The organism is Anatilimnocola floriformis (assembly GCF_024256385.1).
Taxonomy (GTDB): domain Bacteria; phylum Planctomycetota; class Planctomycetia; order Pirellulales; family Pirellulaceae; genus Anatilimnocola; species Anatilimnocola floriformis.
Genome location: NZ_JAMLFW010000001.1, coordinates 5210021 through 5235119, shown reverse-complemented (window position 1 = coordinate 5235119; position 25099 = coordinate 5210021). Strand labels below are relative to the sequence as shown.

General features: G+C 59.3%; 16 protein-coding genes. 6 read left to right on the top strand and 10 right to left on the bottom strand.

Features of this window, described 5'->3' with window-relative positions:
• Positions 1-18: 18 nt before the first annotated feature.
• From M9Q49_RS20605 to M9Q49_RS20585, 5 genes are read right to left on the bottom strand one after another with little or no spacing between them, the layout of a single operon-like run.
• A complete protein-coding gene (locus tag M9Q49_RS20605) occupies positions 19-2631 on the bottom strand; it encodes a cyclic nucleotide-binding domain-containing protein (protein WP_254510718.1) in 2613 nt (870 codons plus the stop codon).
• Between the two features lie 6 nt (positions 2632-2637).
• The gene (locus tag M9Q49_RS20600; RefSeq protein ID WP_254510717.1) at positions 2638-4548 is read right to left on the bottom strand and encodes an NADH-ubiquinone oxidoreductase-F iron-sulfur binding region domain-containing protein; all 1911 of its coding nucleotides are present in this window, start codon (positions 4546-4548) and stop codon (positions 2638-2640) included.
• A complete protein-coding gene (locus M9Q49_RS20595; RefSeq protein WP_254510716.1) occupies positions 4545-5900 on the bottom strand; it encodes a cytochrome c family protein in 1356 nt (451 codons plus the stop codon). The genes M9Q49_RS20600 and M9Q49_RS20595 overlap by 4 nt, the downstream gene beginning before the upstream one ends.
• Complete coding sequence (locus tag M9Q49_RS20590; RefSeq protein ID WP_254510715.1) at positions 5887-7368, bottom strand: cytochrome c3 family protein; 1482 nt, start codon at positions 7366-7368, stop codon at positions 5887-5889. Before M9Q49_RS20590 ends, M9Q49_RS20595 begins: the two co-directional genes overlap by 14 nt.
• Positions 7369-7377: 9 nt before the next feature.
• Positions 7378-8319, bottom strand: coding sequence for a hypothetical protein (locus M9Q49_RS20585; RefSeq protein ID WP_254510714.1), 942 nt, complete (start codon positions 8317-8319; stop codon positions 7378-7380).
• A gap of 223 nt (positions 8320-8542) precedes the next feature.
• On the opposite strand from M9Q49_RS20585, the gene M9Q49_RS20580 reads away from it, so the two are divergent.
• On the top strand, positions 8543-10399 hold the full coding sequence (locus M9Q49_RS20580) for an adenylate/guanylate cyclase domain-containing protein (RefSeq protein WP_254510713.1): 1857 nt from the start codon (positions 8543-8545) through the stop codon (positions 10397-10399).
• Positions 10400-10412: 13 nt separating this feature from the next.
• On the opposite strand, the gene M9Q49_RS20575 is transcribed toward M9Q49_RS20580, so the two are convergent.
• The 3 genes from M9Q49_RS20575 to rnpA are packed head-to-tail and all read right to left on the bottom strand — an operon-like array spanning position 10413 to position 11918.
• Positions 10413-11276 (bottom strand): SDR family oxidoreductase, encoded by an 864-nt coding sequence (locus M9Q49_RS20575; RefSeq protein WP_254510712.1) that lies wholly within the window; start codon positions 11274-11276, stop codon positions 10413-10415.
• A 28-nt stretch (positions 11277-11304) separates the two neighbouring features.
• The gene (gene yidD, locus M9Q49_RS20570) at positions 11305-11541 is read right to left on the bottom strand and encodes a membrane protein insertion efficiency factor YidD (RefSeq protein WP_254510711.1); all 237 of its coding nucleotides are present in this window, start codon (positions 11539-11541) and stop codon (positions 11305-11307) included.
• A complete protein-coding gene (rnpA, locus tag M9Q49_RS20565) occupies positions 11538-11918 on the bottom strand; it encodes a ribonuclease P protein component (protein WP_254510710.1) in 381 nt (126 codons plus the stop codon). Before rnpA ends, yidD begins: the two co-directional genes overlap by 4 nt.
• Positions 11919-11996: 78 nt before the next feature.
• Between rnpA and M9Q49_RS20560 the strand changes: the two genes are divergently transcribed.
• The 4 genes from M9Q49_RS20560 (at position 11997) to M9Q49_RS20545 (ending at position 20383) form a co-directional block, all read left to right on the top strand.
• Positions 11997-12266, top strand: a complete 270-nt coding sequence (locus tag M9Q49_RS20560) for a hypothetical protein (protein WP_254510709.1) — start codon at positions 11997-11999, stop codon at positions 12264-12266.
• A gap of 353 nt (positions 12267-12619) precedes the next feature.
• Positions 12620-16453, top strand: a complete 3834-nt coding sequence (locus M9Q49_RS20555) for an outer membrane protein assembly factor BamB family protein (RefSeq protein WP_254510708.1) — start codon at positions 12620-12622, stop codon at positions 16451-16453.
• 27 nt (positions 16454-16480) lie between these two features.
• A complete protein-coding gene (locus M9Q49_RS20550; protein WP_254510707.1) occupies positions 16481-18820 on the top strand; it encodes an ABC transporter substrate-binding protein in 2340 nt (779 codons plus the stop codon).
• On the top strand, positions 18821-20383 hold the full coding sequence (locus M9Q49_RS20545; RefSeq protein WP_254510706.1) for a hypothetical protein: 1563 nt from the start codon (positions 18821-18823) through the stop codon (positions 20381-20383).
• Here the strand turns inward: M9Q49_RS20545 and M9Q49_RS20540 are convergent.
• Together M9Q49_RS20540 and M9Q49_RS20535 are read right to left on the bottom strand one after the other, a co-directional pair.
• Positions 20380-22626 (bottom strand): ABC transporter permease subunit/CPBP intramembrane protease, encoded by a 2247-nt coding sequence (locus M9Q49_RS20540; protein ID WP_254510705.1) that lies wholly within the window; start codon positions 22624-22626, stop codon positions 20380-20382. The two genes, M9Q49_RS20545 and M9Q49_RS20540, sit on opposite strands and share 4 nt — an antisense overlap.
• The gene (locus M9Q49_RS20535; RefSeq protein ID WP_254510704.1) at positions 22623-23432 is read right to left on the bottom strand and encodes an ABC transporter ATP-binding protein; all 810 of its coding nucleotides are present in this window, start codon (positions 23430-23432) and stop codon (positions 22623-22625) included. Before M9Q49_RS20535 ends, M9Q49_RS20540 begins: the two co-directional genes overlap by 4 nt.
• A 266-nt stretch (positions 23433-23698) precedes the next feature.
• On the opposite strand from M9Q49_RS20535, the gene M9Q49_RS20530 reads away from it, so the two are divergent.
• Entirely contained in the window at positions 23699-25075 is a 1377-nt protein-coding gene (locus M9Q49_RS20530) for an AAA family ATPase (protein ID WP_254510703.1), read from the top strand.
• Positions 25076-25099: the final 24 nt, after the last annotated feature.

Below are 25099 nucleotides of genomic sequence, written 5' to 3'. Positions count from 1 at the left end.
TGGGGTGAAGGACTCACGCTAAACCGCCCGGTACCCTTCGATTTTTCCGAGCAACTGCGGTCCGCTCATGCGGAACGCAGCATTGTGCGGACACGCGAAGACGCAACTGACGTCTTCGTTCGGTCCCACGATTTTGTGGCACAGATCGCACGTCGTCGCTGTGTGCGACAAGATCGGCCCGGCTTGCTCCTCGTGCATGTTGATGTTGCCGTACGGGCAATTGTTCGCGCACAACCCGCAGCCGATGCAGTGCTTTTCAATTTGAATTTCGAGTCGTTCGCCGCTGCGGTGAATCGCATCGACCGGACAGCCAACCAGGCAATACGGATCAGTACACGACCGACAGGAACTGGCGACCAACCACTTATCAAACCGCAGTCCTTCGCGGATCAACCGCGTCACGCCGCCGTGCGTGTCGGCACAGGCTTTTGTGCATTCGTCGCAGCGCGTGCAGGCTTCGAGATCGAGCACCAGCAACCGCTGCGCGTTGTAAAGTCCCTGCTCGGTGAACTCACGCAAAATCGGGCTGTTCGTCGTCGGCTTTTGTGCCGCAGGTTGAACTGGTGCTGCCGATTGCAACTGTTTCGCTCGCGCGAGCACGATGGTGCAGAGAGCCGGCACTTGCACGAGCAGTTGCCGAAAGACCTGCTTATCGATGCGAATGAGCTCGACGTCATCCAGCGCCGTACACGTCGCCGTGCGTCGACTCGCGCCGGCTTGCAGTTGCAATTCTGACTGCAGATCGTCCCAATCGGCGACGCAGGAAATTTCTCCGAAGGAATGCTTCGGCCGGAAGTAATCGATGACCCGCTCCTCGCCAGCGATCGTTTGCGTCACTTTCACGTGACCGATGCGGATGATGTAAAAATCCTCGGCAAGTTCATCTTGCCGGCAAATCACCTGATCGGGTTCGACGCGAATCAAATCGACCTGCCGTTTGGGATTGGTCGCCGAAATGGGCGTTTGGCTGGCCGTTTCCAGAAAGCGGCGGCATTTCTCCAGGTCCTCAGCGCCGAGTTCGCCGAAGAGGCGATGCTTGAGATTTCGCGCCGAACGATTTTCGACAAACTCCAGCACATCACGCAGCGCGCGAGCTCGATACACCTTGTCGAGTTCCTCGCGGACATACGGATGCCGCTGCAGCGCATAGAGCACGTTGCGACGAATTTCATACACCACGCAAGGCGTCTTGGCCCGCAGCGTCGCCGTGCGGGCTTGATGGCTGATGAGGGTCATTTCGCCCAGGATGATCGCCTCAGCGCCGCATTCGAAATGGGGTTTGCCCAACTCCGCCGCCGTCGGCATCTTGGGCGTCCTTGAGGAAAGACCGAGCCAACTGAAAATGCCGCCCGTTTTCGTTGTTTCCGTCAGTGCTTCGCGCGGATCGGAGCGCCAGCCTTCAAACTGCCCGCTCTCCAGCAGAAACGCCGTAAAGCCGTAGTCGCCGCGGCGGCAAAGCTCCTCGCCCGGTTTCAGTTCCCAGCGCACAATCGAGTACTGAAACCACTGCCGCTGCCGATAGCTGAGCTGGCCGAAGTAACGATGCGCGGCGAGCGACTCCGGCGTGACGGCTGTTTTGCCCGGATGGCCGCGGAACTTCTGCTTCGTCACGCTGTTCACGCCGCCGACTTGCTCCAGCCACCACTCGGGTTCTTCCGGCGGCTTGGTGATGGTCAGCGCGGTCGTCGGGCAATTCAGCGCACACTCGCCGCACTCCACGCAGGTCGATTCGCCCATCGGTTGATCGAGATCAAAACCGATCTGCGTGATGTAACCCTTGCCGGTGCGGCCGATGACAAAGTTCTGCTTGATGTCGCTGCAGGAGCGGACGCAGCGATCGCACAGGATGCACGCCTCGTGATTGACTTGAATGAGCGGCGAAGAAGTGTCGCTGGCCACTACCGGCGCAGGCGAAGCAGCGCGTGTCGCGAGCCGACTCCGCTGCACTTGCATCCCTTTCGCTTGCAGCCGAGCAAGGAGCTTTTCCAAATCGCTCGCCGCATCGGAATCGGCGGCGACAGGTGGCTGCGTAGGCAGATGGTCGGCTGAGAGCAGCTCCATGAGCGTTTTGACATTCGCGCGCACGCGATTCCGCGCGGCCTGCGCCACTTCGTGCGATTTGTCTTCAGGATCAGCTGCCTCGCTTGGCGCATCGAGCGTGAAAATCTGCATTCCTGGCTGCACCGGCTGCATGCAGGCTGGCACAAGTTTGTCCTGTACCGTGATCCGACCGGTCGAGTCCTTTCTGCCCACGGCGACCGAGCAAACGCGACACACGCCAGCGGGCTGCAAGTGCGGCAAGTGGCAAAGTGTCGGAATGAAATGTTCGCAGGCTTCAGGTTTGTTTTCCGTCTGCCGGCGAAGTGCATTGCGGGCATCGAGAATCGTCGTCGCCCGCGGCTGCGTTCGCCCCGAGGCATCGAGAAAAATAATATTCCCTTGCGAATCGACGGCGGGAGTCGCTCGCGGCACCGAGATCGACTGGCCGTCGATCGTCATCGTGACAAACTCACTGTACTGTTTCGCAGTCGCTTCTTCGGCGCGAATCAGCTGGCCATTCAAGTCGCGCGCGAAGAGACCTTCCTCTTCCCAGGCCCGCGCGATTTCGTCGACAAACAGTTTGGCCGGCATCGTGCGTTACTTCCGTGCTCGAAGATAAGGTTGCAAATCGCCGGGAAAATACGATAGCAGCGTCCGCAATGGATTCGGCGCGACGTTGCCCAGGCCGCAGATCGCCGTCTCGGCCATCGTTTGCGACAACTCCAGCACCAAGCCGCCGGAGGTCGACAACAGCCCTTCAACTTCGCTGACGGTCAGTTCTTTCCGCTGAATGGCTTCGCCCAGCTCAAGTATCTTGGTGGAGCCAATGCGACAGGGGACACACTTGCCGCACGATTCGGATTGATAAAAACGAAGACAAGCCACTGCCTGGTCGACCAGATCGGCCCGCTCGTCGTAGACCACCATGCCGCCGCCGAGCATGAGATTCAAATCGCGGACCACACCGAGCTCGAGCGGCAAACGGCGGAGTTCGAATTCCTTGTCGCCGGGCGCGACGAGCTTGTGCTCGGCCAGCTTTTTCTGCACGCGCGGACTGAACGCATCGAGTGGAATTGCGGCGGGAAGAAAACCAGCCGAGGGCCCTGAGGTGGCGACGGCTTTCAGTTTTTTACCGTCACGCATGCCGCCGCAGTAGTTGTCGATAAGCTCGCCAAGCGTGATGCCGATCGGCACTTCGACCACGCCGGGCTTGGCGACATCGCCGGAGACGGAGAAGAAGCGCGCACCTTGGTAATGGGGGAGCGCGCCCTCTTTTACCGGCGCGGCTTTGGCTTGGCCGAGTTTCGAATACCAACTGCCGTCGCTGCCATCTTGTGTGAGGATCGATGGAACCCAGGCGAAGGTCTCGACGTTGTTGAGCAGCGTCGGCATGTCCCACAGGCCATTGGTTTGCAACTCCGGCGGCCTGTTGCGAGGCTCGGCTCGTTCGTCTTGAATGGCTTGGATCAGCGCGGTTTGTTCGCCGCAGATATATCCACCAGGTGAGACGAACACTTCCACGTCAAAATCGATGCCACTGCCGAGAATATTCTTGCCGCACACGCCGGCCGCGCGAGCCCGGTCGATCTCGGCCCGCATGGCAGCGATCGGCTCTTCGTATTCGTGACGGATGTAGACATAACCACGACGAGCTCGCAGCAGCAGGCCGGCGAGGATCATTCCTTCCAGCACCAGGTTCGGCGTGCGGAGAAAAATCTCGCGGTCCTTGAAGGTGCCGGGCTCACTTTCGTCGCCGTTGCAGACGACATATTTGTGTTGCCCGCGGGCCCGCAGCACTTCTTCCCATTTCTTCCAGGCTCGCCCGCCAGCGCCACCCATGCCGAGTAGATTGGCAGTCCAGAGCGCGGCGATCAGCGGATGCTGCGGCCTGTCGTCGCGCGGCGCGTTGGGATCAGGCCGGCGCGGCGGCGGTGGATTCTGTAGCACGTTCAGCCATTGCTTGACGGCAGCGTAACGCTGCTCCGGCGGCTGATTGGCATAGCAATTGATCTTCCAGCTGCCAGCGTCCAGCGCGAGATCTTCGTCGCGGTCATCGGGCAAATCGGCAGCCACACTGCCGGTTGACTGCGAAACGAGTTGCACAACCTCGTCTGGCGAGCGCCCAAACAAATTGCGCACCGAGTGGCTGTCGTTCTGATGAACGCGCACAGCTGGCGCGCGATCGCAGCGGCCTAGGCAAGAGACTTCATGCACCGCGAGCGTTCCGTTCTTCGCAGCGGGGAGTTGTTTCAACTGATCGGCGATCACGGCCGAGCCGCGTAACCGGCAAGCCATGTCGCGACAAACGGCAACTTCACACTGCGGCAGCTTGGCGATCTCGCGAGCTTCGGCGGCTTCATCGGCGAAGATGCGGAAGTGCGGAAAGAAGCTGGCCACTTCCTGAATGCGATACAGGGGCACGGCGAGGCGGTCGGATAATTGCCGCAGCGCATGTCGCGGCAGATAGCCGTGCTGATGTTGCAAATGCTGCAACTCTTGAATGATCATGGTCGGCGACTCCCGTTACGATTCGGCTGGGCCAATCGCTCGAGAGCTTGTTGCAAATCGTTCAAGGCTTGTCTCAGTTCGGGTTGTTCTGGATCGAAATTGGTCGGCAGGTCGTATTGAGTTTTGCCTGCTTGTTGCGCGAGGAGCCACTGCAAACGAGTCAGGTCAGTGAACGGCGGCTCTTGCGGAAAATCGCGAGCGAACGCAGCGGCTGCGAGATAAATGTCGACACCTTGATCGCTGCTCGGCAACAGAGCGGTGCTTTGCGGTTTACGACTTTGGTCCAGATGCTTCAGCAGCACTCCGGCCCGCTCGGCTGGTGTCGGCGTGAGTGAAACATTTTTAAAGAGATCGGGTCGGGCACTCGGTTCGTTATGCGTCAAACGAAAAGTGTGTTCGGCAGTCAGATGATGACAATGACGGCAATCGTGATTGGCAAACTCGGCCCAGCCGCTGAGTCCATCAGCGGATTTCTTCGTGCGGAACTCTCGCAGCTGCTGTTCGCGGGCCGCGGATTGGTTCTGCCCTGCCCGCCAGGTGTTGAAGTGGAAGGCCGCCGCTAGTTGAGAATCGGCAGCTTGTTGCCGCTGCAGTTCTTGAGCTTCGCTCCAATGCTTGGGCAAGTTGGCCAGGTAGGAGTGGAGTTCGAATTTCAAACGCGGATGCCCGGCTGCGATTAGATCGTGATTGACGTCGTACGTTTCCTCGCCCAGTTGGCGAGGTCCCTGATGACAGTTGAGGCAGACCGCGGCGCGCGAATCTAAGTTGCGCGTGTCCTGAAAGCCATTCGCCGCTTGGTGGGTTCGTGCGGTGGCATTCTCTGGCCACGAGAGAGAATAGTGTGTTCCCAGCCAACGACTGGCCGGGCCGTGGCACGATTCGCACGACACGCCTTGCCAGTAAACTTCCGGGCTCGGTTGCGGAGCGAATGCACCATTGGCTGGCATTCCCTGCGGCGGCGTAGCGTGGCAGCCGACGCAATTCTTCTCGAGGAACCGCAGGTAAACTCCATCGTCGATCGTTTTCGCCTCATCCTCGGCCAGCAAGCGATACATCCGCACCGAGCGCGCGGTGTAGAGCACATCGAAGGCCCGTCGGTGAGGATCGTTGGCTTCGAACGCTTGATGAGCGTTTCGCCAGTTGATCGATTCGGCTTGCGGTTGGCCATGGCAGGCCGTGGCCGAACAGGAATTGCGGCCGACGAAATGAACGTCGGCTGGTGCAGTTGCTCTGTTTTCTACCGACTCGACGACGTTGGTGAGTTGATAAACGCTCGCCGCGGGTACGGCTGGTTTGCAGCCAGCGACGACAACGGCCAGAAATACGAGCAGCAAGCGGTTATGGAGCGACATGCGGTTGCGCTCCCGTCGGGTGATAGCGATGGCACTCTGCGCAATCGAAGCGCGCGGTGGCTTTGAATTTTTCGTGCGTACTTTTGGACGCGTGACACTGCACGCAGTTGTCGATGTTCGGCACGAGAACGCGCTGGTCATCAATCGGTGGTTTGCCGGTGGCATCGGTAGCGTAAGCTCCCGCATGGCAATCGCGGCAATTGGCCCAGGCTTCGTGCGTGCGGTGATTGAAAGCGCCGTGCGTGAACCAGCGTTCGGGAATCCGCGGCTTGAGGAAATCGATCGGCTCGGCTTCCTTCGCTGATAGGGCTGAAGCGTCGGTGTGGCACTTCAAGCATTGTTCGCGAAACAAGCTTTTTTGCCACGCATCGACTTGGCCAGGATCGCCTAGCTGTTGCGCAAGATTGAACCCCGGCGTCCTGCCAGGAACCGGCAGCGGTGGACCAAGCGGCGAATTTGGCGAGAGCTTCGTTGCGCTGGAATCTTGTTTTTCGACCGAGGCCGATATGCCGAGCAGCACGTCGCGCAGTTCGAGCTGTTTCAAGCCATGCCGGATGTTCCAGGTTTGGGTATTTCCGCCCAAGGTCTTTGCCACGGTCAGCGAATGGCAGGCCTGGCAATGCCGCTCAAAATTGACCGGCAACATGTACGCGCCAGAATCGGTTGTCGCCGTGACGTGGCAGGAGCTGCAATCGAGCTGCACCAGTGAATCGAGCGATTGATCGGGACTGGTTTTGAATTGCTCGCGCAACTCGGCGGGAATCTGGCCGAGTTTCCAGGCTCCTTCGGGCTTGCCGTCCTTAGGCCATTGGCCGGGGAGCAGGTGAAGCTGGTGGTTGAATTTGAAATCGTTCTTGTCTTCGGCAGGCAGCGAGCGAAAACCGGGATGAGCAAATTGTTCGGGCGCGAGGCGGGCAAATTGAGCGACGCTTTGCAGGGCCGGCTCGAACTGCGAACGCGTACGATGGCTGGCCATATCTTCGTGACACACCGTACAAGTGCGATCAGCTGGCCGGGCGAGTTGAGCACCGCTCCCTTGGTGATCGACGTGGCAGGCAGCGCAGCTCATCTCATCGGTGGACAACTGGTTGGGATGATGCGGCAAATCGGTTTGCTGAGGATGACAATCGCGGCAGCTGACTTTCGCTGGATGCGTTTCATGAAAGGCGGCGAGCAACATCCGCGAGCCGCTGGCATCGGCGCTCAGTGGTTTGAAATTCTGATGACACTTCGCGCAATCAGAATTCAGCGACGAATGGACCGCCGCCAGCGAACCGGGCGAAAGTTGTTGCTGCGCGCTTGTGCCGCCGACAAACAGCCAGGCAACGTAAGCGAGCGCGACGAGTGTGCCGATGAATGTCCAAAAATACTTCGAGCGGACCAGTCGATCGCCGCGACGATGGTAGTCGAGCACGATCCGAAGTGCGCGCTGCTTGCTCGATTCGGGCGTTGGTGAATGGGTCGTCATCATGACTGCTTAACTGTAACGCAGGGCAAACCACACGTGCGCGGCGAGCAAAATCAACAGCATCATCGCCAGCGGCAAGTGCAGCGACAGCCAACTGTGCAGCCAGAAGTGCAACACTTGCTGCGTATTCATCTGTCTCCGTCTTTCGCACAGCTGGGCGAGCGTACTGACCACGGTTTGCAACTCGCGGTCATTGATGCGCCGGCGAATTTCTTCGAAATACCACACGCCGCGATGCGTCGTGTGCAAACCACGATCGGGGCTCTTGCCAGTCAGCAGATAGGGCTCGATGTCCTGCTCGACGGCATCGCGCAGCAGTTGCGGAATTGCGAGTTCCTGCGTTGCTTCCTGTTTGGGCCGCGGCGTGCGCTCGACCATCGTGCCCACGCGACGCGGCGCACCAGCCATGATCAACTTCCCAGTTCGACGCGAATCTTTAAAAGATAATTCGTGGCCATCAGCGAGCGGCGCATGCAATCCGACGGCTCGCCGAGCATCCGCACACAGTTGAGCAGCGACGGCATCGATTTGCGAATGAATTGTTTCCTCCGGTACAGCTTCGATCAGCCAGCGAGGAATTAGGTTTTGCATGTACCAACCGAAAATGCCGCTGGCCGTGACTAAGGCAAACGCCCCGGCCACCAAGGTCGACAACCAGCCACCCCAGTGAAAGCCCGTGTGCATGAGCACCAGCGGCACCGCGAGCAACCCGAGCCAGATGTGGGCCTTCATCCAAAACTTCGCCGAGCCAAGCCAGCGTGAGGTGCGAAAGAAGCTAGTTCGCCGCAGGCCGAGCAGGCATTCAAAGAGAATAATGCCTGCCGCCACGATTCCATACGTCAGCCCAACCAACGAGCTGCCGCCGGGCCAGCGGAGTCCGCCGGCCGCTTCCAGCGCGTACCAGGCGATCGCCCCCGCCGTCGCCAGGATTGCGGCAATGAACCACCGCAAATGCAAGGCAACAAAAGACTGGCGGTCACTCAGCACTGGAATCCATTTCCTGTCTGGGCGGGGATGGTCAGACGCAAACACAAGTTATTAGTGGCAGAGTCTAACATAGTGATTTCTCCCGGCAAACGTCGACCGCCAAATCGCCGCGACTCCGCCAATTCCTGTTAGAATGCCGCCCCCTGGCGCTCATCATTGCTAGTTTGGAAATTGCGTAGGACACGCCATGAACCAACGTTGGGAAATTCGCATCTATGAGGATGGCAAGCTCGCGCACACAGCCGAAGTAAGCGGTCCCATCGAACTGGGGCGCCAGGCTGCCGCCGAGGAATTGCTGTATGCGACCGCGATTGTCGCTGGCCGGCCACGACTCGTGGTGACTGAGGAGAAGTCAGTCTCCCGGAATCAGGCCCTACTGGAGCCGCTGGAAGGAGGCTGCTGCCAGCTCACCAATATCAGCACCAACCGGGCGATCAATCTGCTCGATATCAACGGCACACTTGAGCCAGGCGCGAAACGCATTTTGGAAGGCGAAACACTGATCGGTTTCGGCAGGACTACGGCGATTCGCCTGCAACCGATGAACGCGAGCCGCGTTGCCGATCGCGAATTGATCGACGAATCGCTGTACAAGAGCCTGCCGAATCTTGATTCCGATGGGCCGGGGCAGAGCTTCTTCGGGGAGACGGCCTTTCAGAGTTTGTCGGCGGCGAATTTGAGCCAGGAGACGCGGGCGGTCGATCGCTGGGTACAAGCGGCGATGGATGTGCTCGAAAGCGCCGCCAACTCGGCCGATTTTTACGACAAGGCGGCTCGCGCGGTGGTGGACCTCGCCAAGCTCCATTCGGCTTGGGTACTCTTTTTCGAAAACGGCAAATGGCGGCAACAGGCGCGCTACATCTCGCCGCGTGTCGGTTCGAGCGCGACGAAGGACTTCAGCCAGACCGTGCTTAGATTAGTGCGAGAAAAGAAGCAAACCTTCTGGCAGTTACCGCCGTCGCCGACACCGGAAAAAATGGAAAGCCTCACCGGCGTCGACGCATTTGTCGCCGCGCCTATTTTTAATCGCCAGTGGGAAGTCATCGGTGCGCTGTGCGGCAACCGGCAGGGAGTCGGCCTGGGAATTGTCGATTCGATCGACGAAGGCGAAGCCAATTTCGTGCAACTGCTGGCTCGGTGCATCGCGGCTGGCTTGGCCCGTTTGGAGCAAGAGCAGGCCGCTCTCAAAGCGCAGGTGCAGTTTGCGAACTTTTTCAGCCCAGAGCTTTCACGGCAACTCACGTTGCAGCCCGATCTGCTGAATGTGCGCGATGCCGAAGTGACTCTGCTGTTTTGCGACATTCGCGGCTTCAGCCGCATCAGCGAACGACTCGGCGCCGCCCGTACGGTCGACTGGATCAGCGACGTGATGGATGCGATTTCAAATTGCGTACGGGCTGAGTCCGGCGTTCTGGTCGATTACGTGGGCGATGAAACCTTCGCCATGTGGGGTGCGCCGGAAGAACAGCCTGATCATGCCGAGCGAGCCTGCCGTGCTGCCCTTGCCATGCTGGAACAACTACCGATCTTGAACGAACGCTGGCAAGGCGAGCTAAAGGAGCCGCTGGATATTGGAATTGGTATCAACACCGGCATCGCCCGCGTCGGCAACATCGGCTCGAGTCACAAATTCAAATACGGACCGCTGGGCAACACCGTAAACCTCGCCAGCCGAGTGCAGGGCGCCACCAAGCACGCGAAATGCAAACTACTGATCACCGGCACCACGCAAGCCAAGCTCGGCCCGGAATTTTTGACTCGCCGGTTGTGCCAGGTGCGCGTCTTCAACATCGCGCAGGCAGTTGACTTGTATCAGCTCGTCCCGCCCGGCAGCCCTGATTGGCCCGAAGCCAAAGCCGTCTACGAAGCGGCCCTCACGGAATTTGAGAATCGTCGTTTTTCTCCGGCTGCCCGAATTCTAGGGAATTGGCGAATGCAACATGGCGCCGACGCTCCGGCGCTGTTACTGCTGCATCGCACAGTGCAGGCAATGGTGGAAGAGAAAGAAGATTTCGATCCGGTCTGGCAATTGCCGGGCAAGTAAATGGAAATATGGCTTACGAAGCTTGCCAATGCTTGACTGCATCGGACAAGCCGGCGCGATAGTCAGGGAATTGAAACTCGGGCGATAGTTCGCTTATGAGACGTGCGTTGCTGATCCGTTTGTCGGCGGCGCCGCGCTTGGCGACCGGTGGTTCATTGGCTGCAGGAGCAAATTGCGGCGGCGGGGCGTTCAAGAGGCGGGCGAGCTCAGCGTAATATTCGCCGCGGACGACCGGTGCTCCATCGCTGACGAGCAGACAATGCGACGTAGGTTTTTCGGCGAGCAACACGATTCGCGCGGCATCGGCAACATGAATCAAATTCAGATAACCTGTTGGCGTCGCATCGAGCGGTTTGTTTTCGAGCAAATCTTTCGCGCGCGGAATTCGCCCTGGGCCGTAAATGCCGGCGAGGCGGAGAATAACGCTGCGATCGGCGAAAGGGGATTTTGCGAGGAGTTGTTCTGCCGCGAGGCAAGCCTTGCCTCCCTCGCGTTGCGGATCACATGGAGCTATTTCGTCGATCCATTCGCCTTGGAATGAACCGTAGACGCCCGTCGAACTGATGTAGATGAAACGGCGAATCGTTGCTGGCAACCAAGCGAGCACGCGCGCCAGGCCGTCGACATAAACTTCGCGAATCGAGCGACCGGCCTGGGCGTCGAAGCCGACGGCGAACAACACAGTGTCAATGTCCGTTGGCGCCTCGATATTCAAAGGCGCAGCGATGTCGGCAACGAGCGGCGAGATGCCGCGCTGCGACCATTCCGCAGCGCGCGCGGGCGAACGCGTCATTGCATAAACCTTTTCGCCGCGCGCGAGCCATAGATCGAGCACACGCGAACCCAAATAGCCGCAGCCGATAATCAACTTCGCCAACGATCGCTCCTCTTATTTCTTCGCTAGGTTACGGCGGATCAAAGCCGCCCTGACAAAACGGATTGCAACGGCAGATTCGCCATGCCCCTTTAAGCGAGCCGCGGATCGGCCCGTACTTTTGCACGGCGCCAATGTAGTAATGACTGCACGTCGGCTGAAACCGGCACTGCCGGCCGAAGATCGGACTCAGAAAAATCTGATACAAGCGAACGCAGCCGATCAGCACGGCAGAGACTGCTTCGCGCAGCCAACGGAGGACGATCATGCCGATTCCTCCGTGGGCCGTGACGGCAGTTTCAAACGCTTGGCTAATTTTTGCACCAGCACCGGCAGCGATTGCTGAATGGCCAGGCTGTCGGCCTTCGCTCCCTTTTGCGGCCTCACGACAATATCGATGCCGCGCGGCATTTGCTCGCGATTCAAACGAAACGCTTCGCGGATCGATCGCTTCCAATAATTCCGCTGTGGGGAGTTTCCAGACTTCTTCGAAACGCTCAGGCCCAGGCGACTGATCGGCAGTTCATTCGCGCAGCCATGAATGATCAAGTGATCGTCGGCGGCATAGGCTCGCGTAGCAAACACGCGGTCAAATTCCGCCTGTTTGAGAAGATGAAAGACTTTGGGAAAACTCGCGTCGGCCATCCTGCAAATATAACAAGAAATGATGTCTCATCGTGGAAACGGCATTAAGATGTGGGCAGCCTGAATAGGAGAATCATCATGAGTCACGAAGAACGCCGCAGCGACAGCAGCAATGGCGCGGTTGTTGCGATTATTTTGGCCCTCGGGATCTTGCTGCTGATTGGAGTGGTCGTGGTCATTGGTGCGGGGGCGTTTTTCGTGATGGCCGTCGATGCACCGAGACCAATGCCGCCGATGCTGATCGCGCCGCCGCCATCGGCTCCGCCCGATTTAGCGCCGACGACCACCATCGAACCTCTAGCGCCGGCCGAAGTGCCAGCCAGTCCAACCGAACCAGCCAAGGAGTGAGCTCGGGGACGCTACCGGAGATTACAAACTCAACAGCCAACCGCTGGCGGAAGGCCGATCTGGCACAGCCCTGAAAGGGTGGCTGGAATCTTTTTCGCGGGGCTGCAGCCCCGCGCAGGTTGAATTAGAATCAGGGTGTCGCGATATTGCCTTGTCTAGACCGCGACGGAACAGCAGCCAGAATACTTATCCGCAGTTGAGAGCGAGCAGGCGTTACCAGTCGAATCGGGATTGGCACGACGATTCTGTTGACTCACACCCCGACTCGCGCGCAGCAGTGCGCGATGTCTCTCCCGCGGCGGTATCCGGCAACAACCCAGCAAGCCGAGCAGGCACACGGAGCAGCAGCATCGATGTCGGCAGTGAAGATACTGGAACTCGCAGAAGAGCAGGGCTTGCTCGAGCCACAAGTGATTGCCACTTTGCGCAAGCAGGTGCAAGCCAAACCGAACGTCACTGCGGAACTAATCGCCAAGAAACTTGTCGACAAAGGCCTGCTGACGGCGTTTCAGTCGAAGAAGTTACTCACGGCTGCGCTGGCCGCCGCCCCGCCGCCGGAACTCGATCTCGACCTTGATCTGGGGCTCGACGAACCGCCACCTGCCCCCGCGCCGAAACCAAAATCCAAGCCAACGCCACCTCCCGCGCCGGTCGCCGAAGAAGACGATGACGTGGTAATGCTCGAAGCGGTCGAGCCGGCTCCCAAACCAAAACCTGCTCCGACACCCGCGCCGAAACCAAAGGCCCCAGCGCCCAAGCCGGCTGCTCCTGCGCCGGTTGATTTGCTCGAACTCGCGCCGCTTGATATGGCCGAGGCTCCACAGGCTCCCGCGCCGGTAAAGAAACCAGAGCCTCCAAAGACTGTTCCTCCCGCGCGCACCGAAAAGCCGAAGCCCAAACCCGCACCAGCTCCCGCCGAGCTCGCGCCGATGATGGATCTCGCGCCGCTGGAACCACTCACGCCGGCTCCTGCAGCCAAACCAGTCGCCCCCGCGCCGCGACCAGCTGCTCCGACTCCCGCGCCAGCGCCTTTGGCCGAGCTAACGCCGCTCGGCGGTCCCGCGCCGATGGCGCCACTAACGGATCTTGCTCCGTTATCGCCAATGACGGGGCTGGATTCATTGGGCGGTTCGGCTGATCTGCTTTCGCCGATTGGTGGTGGCGCTGGTCTCGATCCCTTCTCAACGGCGCCTCCCGCTGCAAATCCACTCGCGCCAGCGCCCGCCGAAAAGAAGCCTGGTAAGCCTGAGCTCAAAAAGAAGACAGGCCGGGCCAACGTTTGGGATTCGCCGCTCTTGTTGCTTGGCGGCGGCGGCCTGCTAGTCATGATCATTGCTTTTGTCGTTTTGCTCTACGCGCTGACCCGCGGCAAGTCGGCCGAAGTCTTCCGTAAAGCGGACGAAGACTTCAAGAGCGGCCAGTACGTCGCAGCAATGGCGGCCTTCGACAAGTTCATCGAGTCCTATCCGAAGGATCCGCTCATCAGCCAGGCCCGCGTGATGCGCGGTATGTCGGAGATTCGTCAGGCCAGCAGTAACTCTGCGAAGGATCCCCGCTCGGCGCTGAAGACGACTCAAGAAGTGCTGCCGAAGATCGAGCGCGAAGCGGCCTTCGCCGATGTGCGCGATCAACTGGCCACTATCCTGCCTGAAATTGCCGATGGTTTTGCCGAGCAGGCCAAAGCCACCGATCAAGTGGCCCGCAAGGTTGATCTCACCAAGCTCGCCGACGATTCGATGGTGCTCGTCAACAATCCGTCGTATCTCCCCAGTGCTCAGCGGAAGAATCTGGAAGGGCGCATCGCCAATATCCTCGATAAACTGTCGGCTGCCCGCCGCAGTATCGATCAAGAAAAGGAATTGCAAGTCGGCTTGGCCGATATTACCAAGCACCTCGCCGACGGCAAAACGGCGGATTGTTATCAGGTCCGCACCGACTTGGTGCGTCGCTTTCCTGGTTTGGAAATCCATCCGCAGCTCATCGAATCGACCCTTGCGATCAGCGAGCGCGAACGGCAAGCGGTGCGGATCTCAGAGACGGTGATCACTGCCGCCAAAGATGATCCTCGCCCGGTGATGCAGCGCATCATCCTCGCCAGTCGTCAGCCCGGCACAGGAACGGCGCCTGCCAGTCAGCCTGTGTTCGTCACTGTCGAAGGAGCTGTCTACGGCCTCGATCTCGCGACCGGCAAGGTGCTGTGGCGGCGCTACGTCGGTCATGAAACGCAATTCACTCCCACGCCGGTTACTCGCGAGCCTGCTGCCGATGTGTTGGTGGGCGATAGTCGGACGCACGAGCTTTATCGCCTTGATGCGGCGACTGGCAATGTGAAATGGCGACTGACAATCGGCGAACCGTTTTTTCAGCCGACCTTTGCCGTCAACAAACTGTTCGTGGCCACGCCAGCCGGCAAGATCATCGAAGTAGATCTGACGAGTGGCGACGTTGCCCGCCAAGTGGTTCTGCCACAAAAGCTTTCGGTACCTCCTGCGTACGACCGAACCAATTCGCGGCTGTATCAGCTGGGTGAACATTCAACGCTGTTTGTCATCAATGATTCACTGGCTTGCGAGGAGACTTTTTACAGCGGGCACAAAGCGGGCGCGATCCTGGTTCCTCCAGTGTTTGCCCTCGACCTTTTCCTGATGGTCGAAAGTCCTGGCGATGATTTCTCCTTGCTCCGCGTAGTCAGTCGCGATCCAGAGAAGAAGAAGCTGCGTGAGGTCGATCGGCCACTCCGCCTGAAGGGACGCGTGGTTACTCCGCTCGCCGTTGCCGGTAAGAAAGTCAGCGTGGTGACGGACTTGGCTCAGGTCGATTCGTTCGAAATCGATCCTGCCATCAAAGACAAACCGTTGCAGGTCGTCGGCAAGATCGAGGCCAGCGAGTCAAAGCCGCAGATGCTATATCAAGCAACCGATGGCGGTCGACTGTGGCTGGCCGGTCATCGTTGCTCGATGTTTGAAATTCAAGTCTCGCTGCAGCAACTTGGTCGTAAGTGGACTCTCTATCAAGACGACGCATTCCTCGCCGCTCCGCAGATTCACGCCGATACGCTACTCCACATTCGCCGCCGTCCTAATTCGGCTGCCGTTCTCGTCGAGGCCTGCCAGGCTGGCGATGGCAAAAGCATTTGGGTTACGCAACTCGCCGCGCCGTTGATCGGCCTGGCTGCGGATATGGAAAAGAAGCGATTCATCGCTCTCAACAGCGCTGGGCGAGTCTTTGAAGTCCCCGGCACGGAATTAAGCGCGGGTTACTACGACAAGCCGATTTTCACGCCCCCTCCCGGCGCAGGCATCGTCAGTTTCCGCACCGCGCGGCAGGGAGCCGATGGCCGTTGGTTGGCATTGAGTGGCGGCGGCAAGTCGTTTGGATTGTTCTACGATCCAGCGCAGGCCGGCGATCGCGTCCGTATGACCGATCTTGGTCCCACGGTGCGCGACCTAATCGCGCCGGCAGTGCAATTCAAACAGAGTCTCGCCCTGCCACTCTCGACAGGCCTGCTGGAACTCATCAATCCCACCACCGGCCAGCGAAGTGCCAATCCATTTCAACCCGCTCTCGCACCCGGCGCACGCATGACCTGGAACGAACCAGCCGTTCTGACTGGCGATCGCGCCCTGGTGATCGGCGACGGTAAGCAGACCGTTTATCGAGTCGGTTTGAAGGAAGGCGGCCAGGCGGCTTTGAACAAAGAAGCCGAAGCTCGCGTCGAGGGAGATTTGATCTCGCCCATCGCCACGGCGGGAGATTTTGTCTACGCAGTCGTCCGCGAAGGGAGCGGTGATGTGTTGCAACTTCTCCAAGCCGGTAATCTTGCACTGGGTGCGAAACTGCCTCTTGGCGGCCGCTATCGAGCGGGGCCATTTGCAGTCGGCAGCCATGTGTTTGTCGAACTGCAGGAACGCAAACTGCTCGCTATCGCGGCAGATCGCCAGGCATGGCAATTAGATCTCGCCCGCGGTCCGCTGATGGGACGTCCGCAACAACTCGACAACGACTTACTGCTGCTGCACGCCAGCGGCGCTCTCGCACGGCTCAGCGCGAGCGATGGCAAGGAGCTTGCCGCAGTTGACGCCGGCGAGCCCTTGGGTGACGTTGTTTCTCCTTTCTCCGGCAGACTTTTGGTAGGTGGTCGCGATGGCGTGTTGCATGTCGTCACGCCGCCGCAAGCTTCGCCCTGATTTTTTCCAACTACGAAATTTCGCTCGATGCCAGATCGTCGAAAAGTCCTGTTGCCTTTCATGCTCAGCACCGCGTTCGCGGTTGCCTGGCTGTGGTGCGCAACGACCATCAGTTTTGCCCAACAGCCGGCGCCGCCGCAGCGTATTTTCGAAGGCGATTTCTTCGATCGCCTCACGCTCGACGAAGCCAACGAAAACGCCGTACTGCGCGTCCGCACGATTCCCTTCCCCAATCGTCGCGTCCCGGCCAAGCCCAAGCCGAGCGAAAAACTGCGCGTCAAGCTGATCGAGGATGGCAAGGATTACGACATCCTGTGGCAGAACATCAAGAAAGTCGAGCTTTTCGAGAACATCGTGCTCGAAGAGGCGAACAAGCTGACCGCCGCCGGCAAGATTGACGAAGCCTTCGACTACTTTGTCTTTCTGCTCGACAACTATCCCAAGACCGAAGGGCTCGACGACGCCCGGCAGCGATATATGTTTGCGGCGGCCATCTTCGGCTATCGGCAAAAAAACTACGCCGAGGCCCTCGGTATTCTGGAAGAGCTCTATACGCTCAATCCGAATTTCCGCGCGAGCGAAGCGGCGCCAACAGTCATGCAAAGCCTCAGCAGCATGGCCGACAATCTGATCGGCGTGTATGTCGCCAAAAATGACTACCGGTCGGCCCGCATTCTGCTCGAGCGATTGGTGCGAACCTACAACGCGGCCAACGAGCCGTTTGCCACGAAGTGGGTCACACAAATGTCGGAGCTCGCCGCGACTGAGCGTGACAAGGCGCAGAGCTTTCTCGCCGAACAAAAATACGTCGAAGCGTACGATGCGTCGACGCGGATGAAAAACATTTGGCCGCAGGTACCCGGCGGCGAACAGCTCATCACCGAAATGTCGCGGCGATACCCGTTGGTGATCGTCGCCGTTTCGCAGCCTGCCAAGGCGTTCGATTCGCGGAGCTTGATCGATCCTGCCGCACGTCGCGCGGGGCGATTGGTGCAGCGGCAACTGATGGATTTCTCTGGCATGGGTCCGGAAGGTGGCAAATATTCGAGCCCTTACGGCAGCTTCACCCGCAGCGACGACGGCACGAGTTTCACGCTCGAGGTGAAACCACCCGCCAAGCTGACGGCCTTCGATGTTTCGCAGCGATTGCTGCAACTCGCCGATCCTCACAACGCCGATTACCAGGCGGCGTGGTCGCGGTTGGTTTCCGCCGTGCAGGTTAAGCAAGGCAATCAAGCCCAGGTTGATTTGCGTCTGCCGCACGTTTTGCCCGAAGCACTTCTGCAGGTCGATGCGCTCCCTACGACCATTGAAAGCGCGAGCGGCAAGGGATTTGGACCATTCCAATTATTCTCCGCCGATGCGGCCGCCAATCGCTTTGCTAAAAACGATCGCTCGCCGTTTGTCATTCCTGGTCAACCGGCTGAAGTGGTCGAACGTTATTTCGATGATCCTCAGCGAGCGATTCTCGCGCTCAAGCGGGGCGAAATCGATGTCATCGATCAAGTTTATTCCTCCGACATCGCGGCCCTCTCGCTCGATTCGAACGTTGTCGTCAAGCAATACTCGGCGCCGACCACTCACTTCCTGGTCATCAATCGCGAGCATCCCTACCTAGCGAACCGCACGTTCCGCCGGGCGTTGCTCTACTCCACCGACCGCAACGCCATCCTGCAGCAAGGCTTCCTCAAGGGAAAGACATTGCCCGGTTGGCGCGTCGTCAGCAATGTTTTTCCGGCGCCGAGCGGCACGGCCAACAACATTGCTTACGGCTACGACGATTCGATTGCCCCCCGCGATTACGATCCGCGCCTGGCGCTGATTTTGAAAGTGCTGACGCAGCGTCAACTGAAAGTCGAAGCGGAAAAGAAGATGGCCGAAGTCGCCAAGTGGCGGCCGATTGTGCTCGGCCATCCTGCCGACGAAGGAAGTCGCCTGGCCTGCCGAGCTCTCGTGCAGCAGTGGAAAGTGGTTGGCATCGAAGTGCAATTGAAAGAGTTTCCGCTTGGTGTGTTTTCTGACCCGAAGAAAAAATGCGACCTGACTTACGTGCAAGCGGCGGCTTGGGAACCAATCATCGACGCGGCCCGCATCTTCGGTGAAGAAGGGCTCTCGCCGACCGACAATTCGTACATTCGCCTGGCGATCAAACAAGCCGAAACAGCGACCAACTGGCAACAGGTTCGTCAGCGGATGCAGCAACTTCATCAGCTTGTTCACGAAGACGTCTCGGTGATTCCGCTCTGGCAAACCTACGACTACTACGCGTTCCGCGCAGGCTTCACGGGCCTCGAATCGAATCGCGTGACGCTCTATCAGAACGTTCAGCAGTGGCAACCCGCAGCGCGACTGGCGGCAAGGAATTAGATGACGAGGTTACTCCACAGCACGATGCTCCGTAACCTGTTCTCAGGCCTGCAGTGGTGCGCGCTGTTGCTGCTCGTGATCGTTAGTTCGTCTTCGTCGGCCTTTGCTCAGGCGGCTTGGGAGTTCACTCCCTACGAAGTTCGCATCTGGCTTGCGTTGCCGGACGATCCGACTTGGAACGACGCGCAAATCGCGCAACTGCGCACCGTTTTGCTCGGCCGGGCGGAAACGACGTTCGGCCCGGTGTGGAATACAAAGGTCGATCGCGCGCCGGACGTGCTCGCCACGCAGATGAGGGGCGACCTCAATGGCTTGAAGGTGGAGCAAGTTCAAAACGCCATTCCCGGCGAAGCAGGGATCGACAAGATCTACCTGATAGCCGTGAACGACGATCACGGGCGCCTGCAACTACAAATTCGCGAGCTCGATTACCGGGCCCGTCTGTTTGGCGTAGTGCTCGATCGCGAAACCATGCAGCGTGATGCGCTCGCCTGGACCATTTGGGACGGGATTGTCACGGCGTTCACGCCGATTGCCCGCATCGAGCGCGTCAACGGCAACGAACTTGCCGCGCGAACGCGCGCCGGCGGTTTGATTACGACGGAAGATTCTCCCGCCTGGATCAGGAAAAATGTGGCCCTGCGGCCAGTACTGCGCCGGAACGATCGGAATGGCGAACCTGCGGCTGGGGGCATCAGCATTCTCCCCTGGACCATGCTGAATGTACTCGAGCAGAGTGGGCCGCAGCTATCGTGCAAATTGCAAACAGGCTATCGCTCGCCGATCCCCGCCAAGGGTACCGCCCGGCTCGAACGGCTGGCCTTGCTCGTCAAACCGCAGTTTCCTTCTACGGTGCTGCATCTTCGCTCGCGCGATGCCAGCGCCTCGCCGCTCGCCGGTTATGAAATCTGGCGCAAGACGGGCGATACCGACGCCGAGCGAATCGGCGCGACCGATTGGCGCGGTGACATCGAGTTGCCGCAAGCCGAAACGGCAGCGCTCCAAACCTTGCTGGTGAAGAGCGGCAATCAATTGCTCGCGCGGCTGCCGCTCGTTCCGGGTCAACAGCCACAGCTCGAAGCCGCCGTGGTCAACGACGACGGTCGCCTGCAGGCAGAAGGGTTCATCGCCTCGCTGCAGAGCAAGATCATGGATCTGGAAGCTCGCCGGCAGATCTCCGCCGTGCGGATTCGGGCGAAGATCAAAGATGACAAGCTCGACGACGCGCAGAAAATGTTCGAGGAGTTTCGCAATCTCGAAACGCGTTCCGACCTGAGCCGCATGCTCGACAAGCAAATCATCAAGTCGGTCGATCCCACCACGCAAAAGCGGATCGACAAGATGCTGGTCGACGCTCGCACATTGCTCAGCAAGTTCCTCGATCCAGAGCTGGGGAACGCCATGCAGCGCGAACTGCTCGCCGCCAAGAAGCCTGCCACGCCGGCCAAGGGCGTCACACCGCCGAAAGCAGCGACTCCCACACCTGCTCCAGCGCCGATGCCAACGACACCTGCCACGCCGATGCCGACTACACCAATGCCGACCACGCCGCCGAAGGCCTAAGTCGTAGCCGGCCGCAGCAGCGGTGTTTGCTGAGCGAGTGCGGTCTGCAGGCGTTCTTCCGCGCACGGATGATACGGCAGCCGTTTGATCCACAGCAGCACGAGTGCGCCGCACAGCCCGGCAATCACCATCGCATTCCAGCGATACTCGACGCCGCCGTCCGGACTCAGCAACAGTACGGCATCCAAGATCGGCCAATTGGCGATCAACTCGGCGTCGACGCGCCCGATGAGCACCCCCAGCGAATTATGCACCAGGTGATAAGCCATCGCCGGCAACAGGCTATTCGTCTTGACCGCGATATAGCCAATCACAATGCCAACGATCGTCGCAGCAATCGATTGCTGCAGCAGTCCATGCGCGACGCCGAAGATCACGCTGCAAATTACGATCGCGGTCCACTTGTGACCCAGTCGCCGCAGACCGGAGAGAATAAAGCCGCGGAAAGCAAGTTCCTCGCAGATCGCCGGCGTCACCGCGACGAGCAACAGCAGTTGCGGCAACGTGGCTTCTCGCAACATCACTTCAAACGGGGCGAGAGCACGGAGCGTTTCGTTGCTGAGCGGATAGATCTCGCGAATGCCGGTCGCCAAGAACATCAAGGTCGGATGCAGTAGCACGGCCAGTGCAGCCGCGGCCGGCAAGGTCAACCAGAACGACGGGGCTTGCAAGAGGAGCGTCTGTCGCGGTTTGCGAGTGAGCATGATCGCCATCAAGCAGGCGGGCGTAGCGATGAGCGCGATCTGCACGACGACCGTCGTCATCACGAAGTGCGAGAAACCGGTCGGCATCGGAATGGTGAAGCTCGCCACAAAGCGGATCACCAGCAGCAAAATGCCGCAAGCAATGGCTTCGGTCGGCGACGGCATGTCGCCGCGGTCTCGAATTAAATGCCGCAGCCACAAGCCCACGCCAAAGCGTTCGCTCTCGCGGAACAACACCGATTCGCTGTTGAACTGATGCACGGCCCAACGAATCGCCAACCAGCAGCACAGTCCGGTCACGCCGAGCACGAACGGTGCGTAACGAAGCGCTTCGAAATATTGGCCTTCCATGAGCGCTCGCAGGAGCAGCATCATGCCGGTCACGGGAATCAAGCTGAAACCCAAGTCGAGTCGAACCTGCGGCAGCAGCGGCAGCACCATCAGCGGCAAACTGATGAGCAGTAGCGGCATCAAATAATACTGACCTTCCTTGGTGCTGCGCGCGAACGCGGCAATCGCCAGGGCCAGCGCGCTAAAGAGCGCCGAGATCGGTACCACCGCGACGGCCAGCCAGCAAAGCGAAGCGAGCGGCGGCGGTCCCAGGTCGAGCATCATCGACGACTGCTGGGCCATCTGCATGAAAAACAGCGAACCGGTCAATCCCATGCAAGCCAGGTTGAGCAAACTGGTCGCCATGCTGAACGTAGTGACCGTCAGTAGTTTTCCCCAGACGATTTCGCTCCGCATCGCGGGGCTGACGAGCAAAGTTTCGAGCGTACCTCGTTCTTTTTCACCGGCACACAAATCGACTGCGGGATAGAACGCGCCGGTCAATGCCCAAATCAGCACGACAAACGGCAGAACCTTTGACCAGAGCGCTGCTCGTCGTCGAAACGTCTCGGCAATATCGGTATTGACCACTTCGAACGGCCGCGCTACGCCGAGGGGAATGTCGCTTTGAATTAAGTTTTGTTGAACCAGCGTCTCGCGCCAACGGCGCAAGATCAAATCGACTCGCGACATGGCCACGCGCGAACTGTCACTGGCCGAGTCGACAAAAATCTCCGGCTGCGGCGCCTGATCGAGATCGGCGACTTGCAGATTCTTTTCACCGACTTTGTTCTTCTCTTGTCGGAAGCGATCCAGGTTGGCGGCGAAGTCCGGCGGGAAATAGACGACGAGGTCATACAGCCGCGCCGCGATCTCGCGCTCGGCGGTTGATTTCACGTCGCTCGCAGGCAGCTTATCGAATTTGCTCTTGGTCTCGAGCTGTAGCAGCCCGTTTTCCATTTCGGTGCAGATGATCGACGAAAAGATGGCTTCCTTGAGCAAGGCTGGTTCGGCGGGCAGATGCTCTGCCCCCACGATCAGCACTTTCGATGGCCGTTCCTTCAGGAACTGCTGCATCTGGCACCACACCATCGCCAGCAGCGGATACATCAGCAGCGGCAAGATGACGATGGTGAACAGCGTTCGCCGATCGCGCAGCTGGTCGCGCAATTCGCGCAAATAAATCAGCTTGGTATTGGTCCAGCTCATGCGTGACTCGTGGTGGTGGCTGCAGTGAGGGCGCTGGTAGGCGACATGGTTAGCAAGGTCGCGGTCGATTCGCTTTGTTCGCTGATCAGGCGGAAGAACAACTCTTCCAGATCTTTTTCGTTGTATTTGTCGGCGAGTTCCGGCAAAGTTCCATGCGCCAGAATCTGGCCGCGGTGCATGATCGCCAGGCGATCGCACAGCCGTTCGGCTTCACGCATGATGTGTGTCGAAAAAATGATGCACTTGCCGAGATCACGCAATTGACCAACCGTCGTGAGCAACGCCCGCGCGACCAACACATCGAGACCAGCGGTGGCTTCATCAAAGATCAGCACCGGCGGATCGTGTACCAGGGCTCGCGCGATCGAGACCTTTTGCTTCATGCCCGTCGACATCTTCGCGCCGAGCGTGTCGCGAATTTCTTTCATCTGCAGCCGTTCGAACAGCTGCGTCATGCGGTCGCGCAGTTCATCGGCAGGCAGACCATAAAGTCGGCCGAAATACTCGACCATTTCCCAAGCGGTCATGCGATCGTAGATGGCCGTGTTGCAGCTCACCACGCCGATCTGTCGGCGAACTAGCGCGGGCTGCGTGTGTACGTCATATCCGTTGACCGTCGCCGTCCCGGAAGTCGGCTGCAGGATGGTCGCCAGGATGCGCAGCGCGGTGGTCTTTCCCGCGCCATTGGGACCGAGCAGGCCGAAGATTTCTCCCGCCGCCGCTTGAAACGAAATGCCCCCCAGGGCCACGCGCGGACCTTGATGCAGATCGGCGTACGACTTTGCGAGCCGGTGAACGTGAATCATGCGCGCCGCTGATAAGTGAAGGGGCAATGAGACGAGAGTGTACGGAGATTTGGGACGTACATTGCAACATACGTCAGGAGTTGCCGCTGGGCGGATCGCAATGTGACAAGCAGCGAACAACGCAGTTGTGCGGATTGCGCCAACCTTGCCGCGCGAGACGGATTACTTCGGCTGCGAATCGACTTTTCGCGGCCGCGCCAGTCGTGCCGTAAGGTAGGGTTCCTCTGTCAGCAACTGTCATTTCTTGATTTAGATCGGGACTCTCCATGTCGAACACCGCCGATGCTCTGTCCACCGAAAAGCCGCAGACGGAAAGCGGCCGCCCGATCGAGACTCAGTTCGCCCAGCTCGCCGCGCAGCCCAAGCCGAAGTACGACGGCTTCCTGCCACCGGAACCAAAAGCACTCGAAGACACCGGCCTGACGTTGACCGAAGTCGAGGCGCTAATCCTTAAACAGCTCCTCACGACCGGTTCGTGCATCGGCCGCAAAATCGCTGACCAAATCAAGCTCCCCTTCGGCATCCTGCAGGAAGCGCTGCGGAGTCTGAAGGCCCAGATGCTGCTCAATTACAAAGGTCAGGCCACCGTCGGCGACTTTGAATACGAACTGAGCGAAGAAGGTGACAAGCGAGCCCGTTTTCATCTCGAGCGCTGCACATACTGCGGCGCCGCTCCCGTGCCGCTGAAGGATTACATCGCCGGCATCGAACGGCAATCGGTCCGCAAATCGCGGCCACGCTTGCCCGACCTATGCGCCGCGTTCAGCGACCTCATGCTACCGCCCGCGATCATCAGCCAGATCGGTCAGGCCATTCACGCCGGCAAGGCGATGTTTGTCTTCGGCCAGCCTGGCAACGGCAAGACGAGCATTGCCGAACGGGTGATTCGCTCGATCAACAACTATGTGTGGATTCCGCGGACGATGACGATCTCGGGCGAGATCATCCGGCTGTTCGACCCCGCCAGTCACGAAGAAGCGCCACCGCTCGCCGGCGGCGCGCTCCTCGACACGGTCCACTTCGATCGTCGCTGGGTCCGCATCAAGCGGCCGTCGATCATCGTTGGTGGCGAACTGCGTATGGAACAACTCGAAGTAATCTTCAACCCAGCGACCGGCATTCTCGAATCGCCGGTCCAGCTGAAAGCAAACTGCGGCGCACTGGTCGTCGACGATTTCGGCCGGCAACGGATGGGTGCTGCCGAACTCTTGAATCGCTGGATCGTTCCGCTCGAAAAGGGTTACGATTATCTGTCGCTGCCATCGGGTCGGCAGGTGCAGGTGCCCTTCGATCAGCTGCTGATCTTCTCGACCAACCTGCCGCCGAAGAGCCTAGTCGATGAAGCCTTTCTCCGCCGAATTCCCTACAAAATCGAAGTCAACGACCCGGCTCCGCGCGAGTTCCGCGATCTCCTCAAGCTGTGCTGCCAGAAGGCCGGCATTGAATTTCGCGACGATGCCTTCGAGCATTTGCTGACGAAGCACTATGCCGAATCGGGCCGGCCGATGCGGTACTGTCATCCGCGCGATCTGATCGAACAGGTGCGCACGTTCTGCGAGTTCCACGACCTGCCGCTGGTGCTGACGGCGAAAGGACTCGACGTCGCGGTGAAGAATTATTTTGCCGGGCTGAATGAAACCTAGTTGCTGCCGAAGATAAACCACAGC

Coding starts and splice junctions, on each gene's coding strand:
- M9Q49_RS20605 (WP_254510718.1), bottom strand. CDS start 2,631: ATGCCGGCCAAACTGTTTGTCGACGAAATCGCGCGGGCCTGGGAAGAG.
- M9Q49_RS20600 (WP_254510717.1), bottom strand. CDS start 4,548: ATGATCATTCAAGAGTTGCAGCATTTGCAACATCAGCACGGCTATCTG.
- M9Q49_RS20595 (WP_254510716.1), bottom strand. CDS start 5,900: ATGTCGCTCCATAACCGCTTGCTGCTCGTATTTCTGGCCGTTGTCGTC.
- M9Q49_RS20590 (WP_254510715.1), bottom strand. CDS start 7,368: ATGACGACCCATTCACCAACGCCCGAATCGAGCAAGCAGCGCGCACTT.
- M9Q49_RS20580 (WP_254510713.1), top strand. CDS start 8,543: ATGAACCAACGTTGGGAAATTCGCATCTATGAGGATGGCAAGCTCGCG.
- yidD (WP_254510711.1), bottom strand. CDS start 11,541: ATGATCGTCCTCCGTTGGCTGCGCGAAGCAGTCTCTGCCGTGCTGATC.
- rnpA (WP_254510710.1), bottom strand. CDS start 11,918: ATGGCCGACGCGAGTTTTCCCAAAGTCTTTCATCTTCTCAAACAGGCG.
- M9Q49_RS20560 (WP_254510709.1), top strand. CDS start 11,997: ATGAGTCACGAAGAACGCCGCAGCGACAGCAGCAATGGCGCGGTTGTT.
- M9Q49_RS20555 (WP_254510708.1), top strand. CDS start 12,620: ATGTCGGCAGTGAAGATACTGGAACTCGCAGAAGAGCAGGGCTTGCTC.
- M9Q49_RS20550 (WP_254510707.1), top strand. CDS start 16,481: ATGCCAGATCGTCGAAAAGTCCTGTTGCCTTTCATGCTCAGCACCGCG.
- M9Q49_RS20545 (WP_254510706.1), top strand. CDS start 18,821: ATGACGAGGTTACTCCACAGCACGATGCTCCGTAACCTGTTCTCAGGC.
- M9Q49_RS20540 (WP_254510705.1), bottom strand. CDS start 22,626: ATGAGCTGGACCAATACCAAGCTGATTTATTTGCGCGAATTGCGCGAC.
- M9Q49_RS20535 (WP_254510704.1), bottom strand. CDS start 23,432: ATGATTCACGTTCACCGGCTCGCAAAGTCGTACGCCGATCTGCATCAA.
- M9Q49_RS20530 (WP_254510703.1), top strand. CDS start 23,699: ATGTCGAACACCGCCGATGCTCTGTCCACCGAAAAGCCGCAGACGGAA.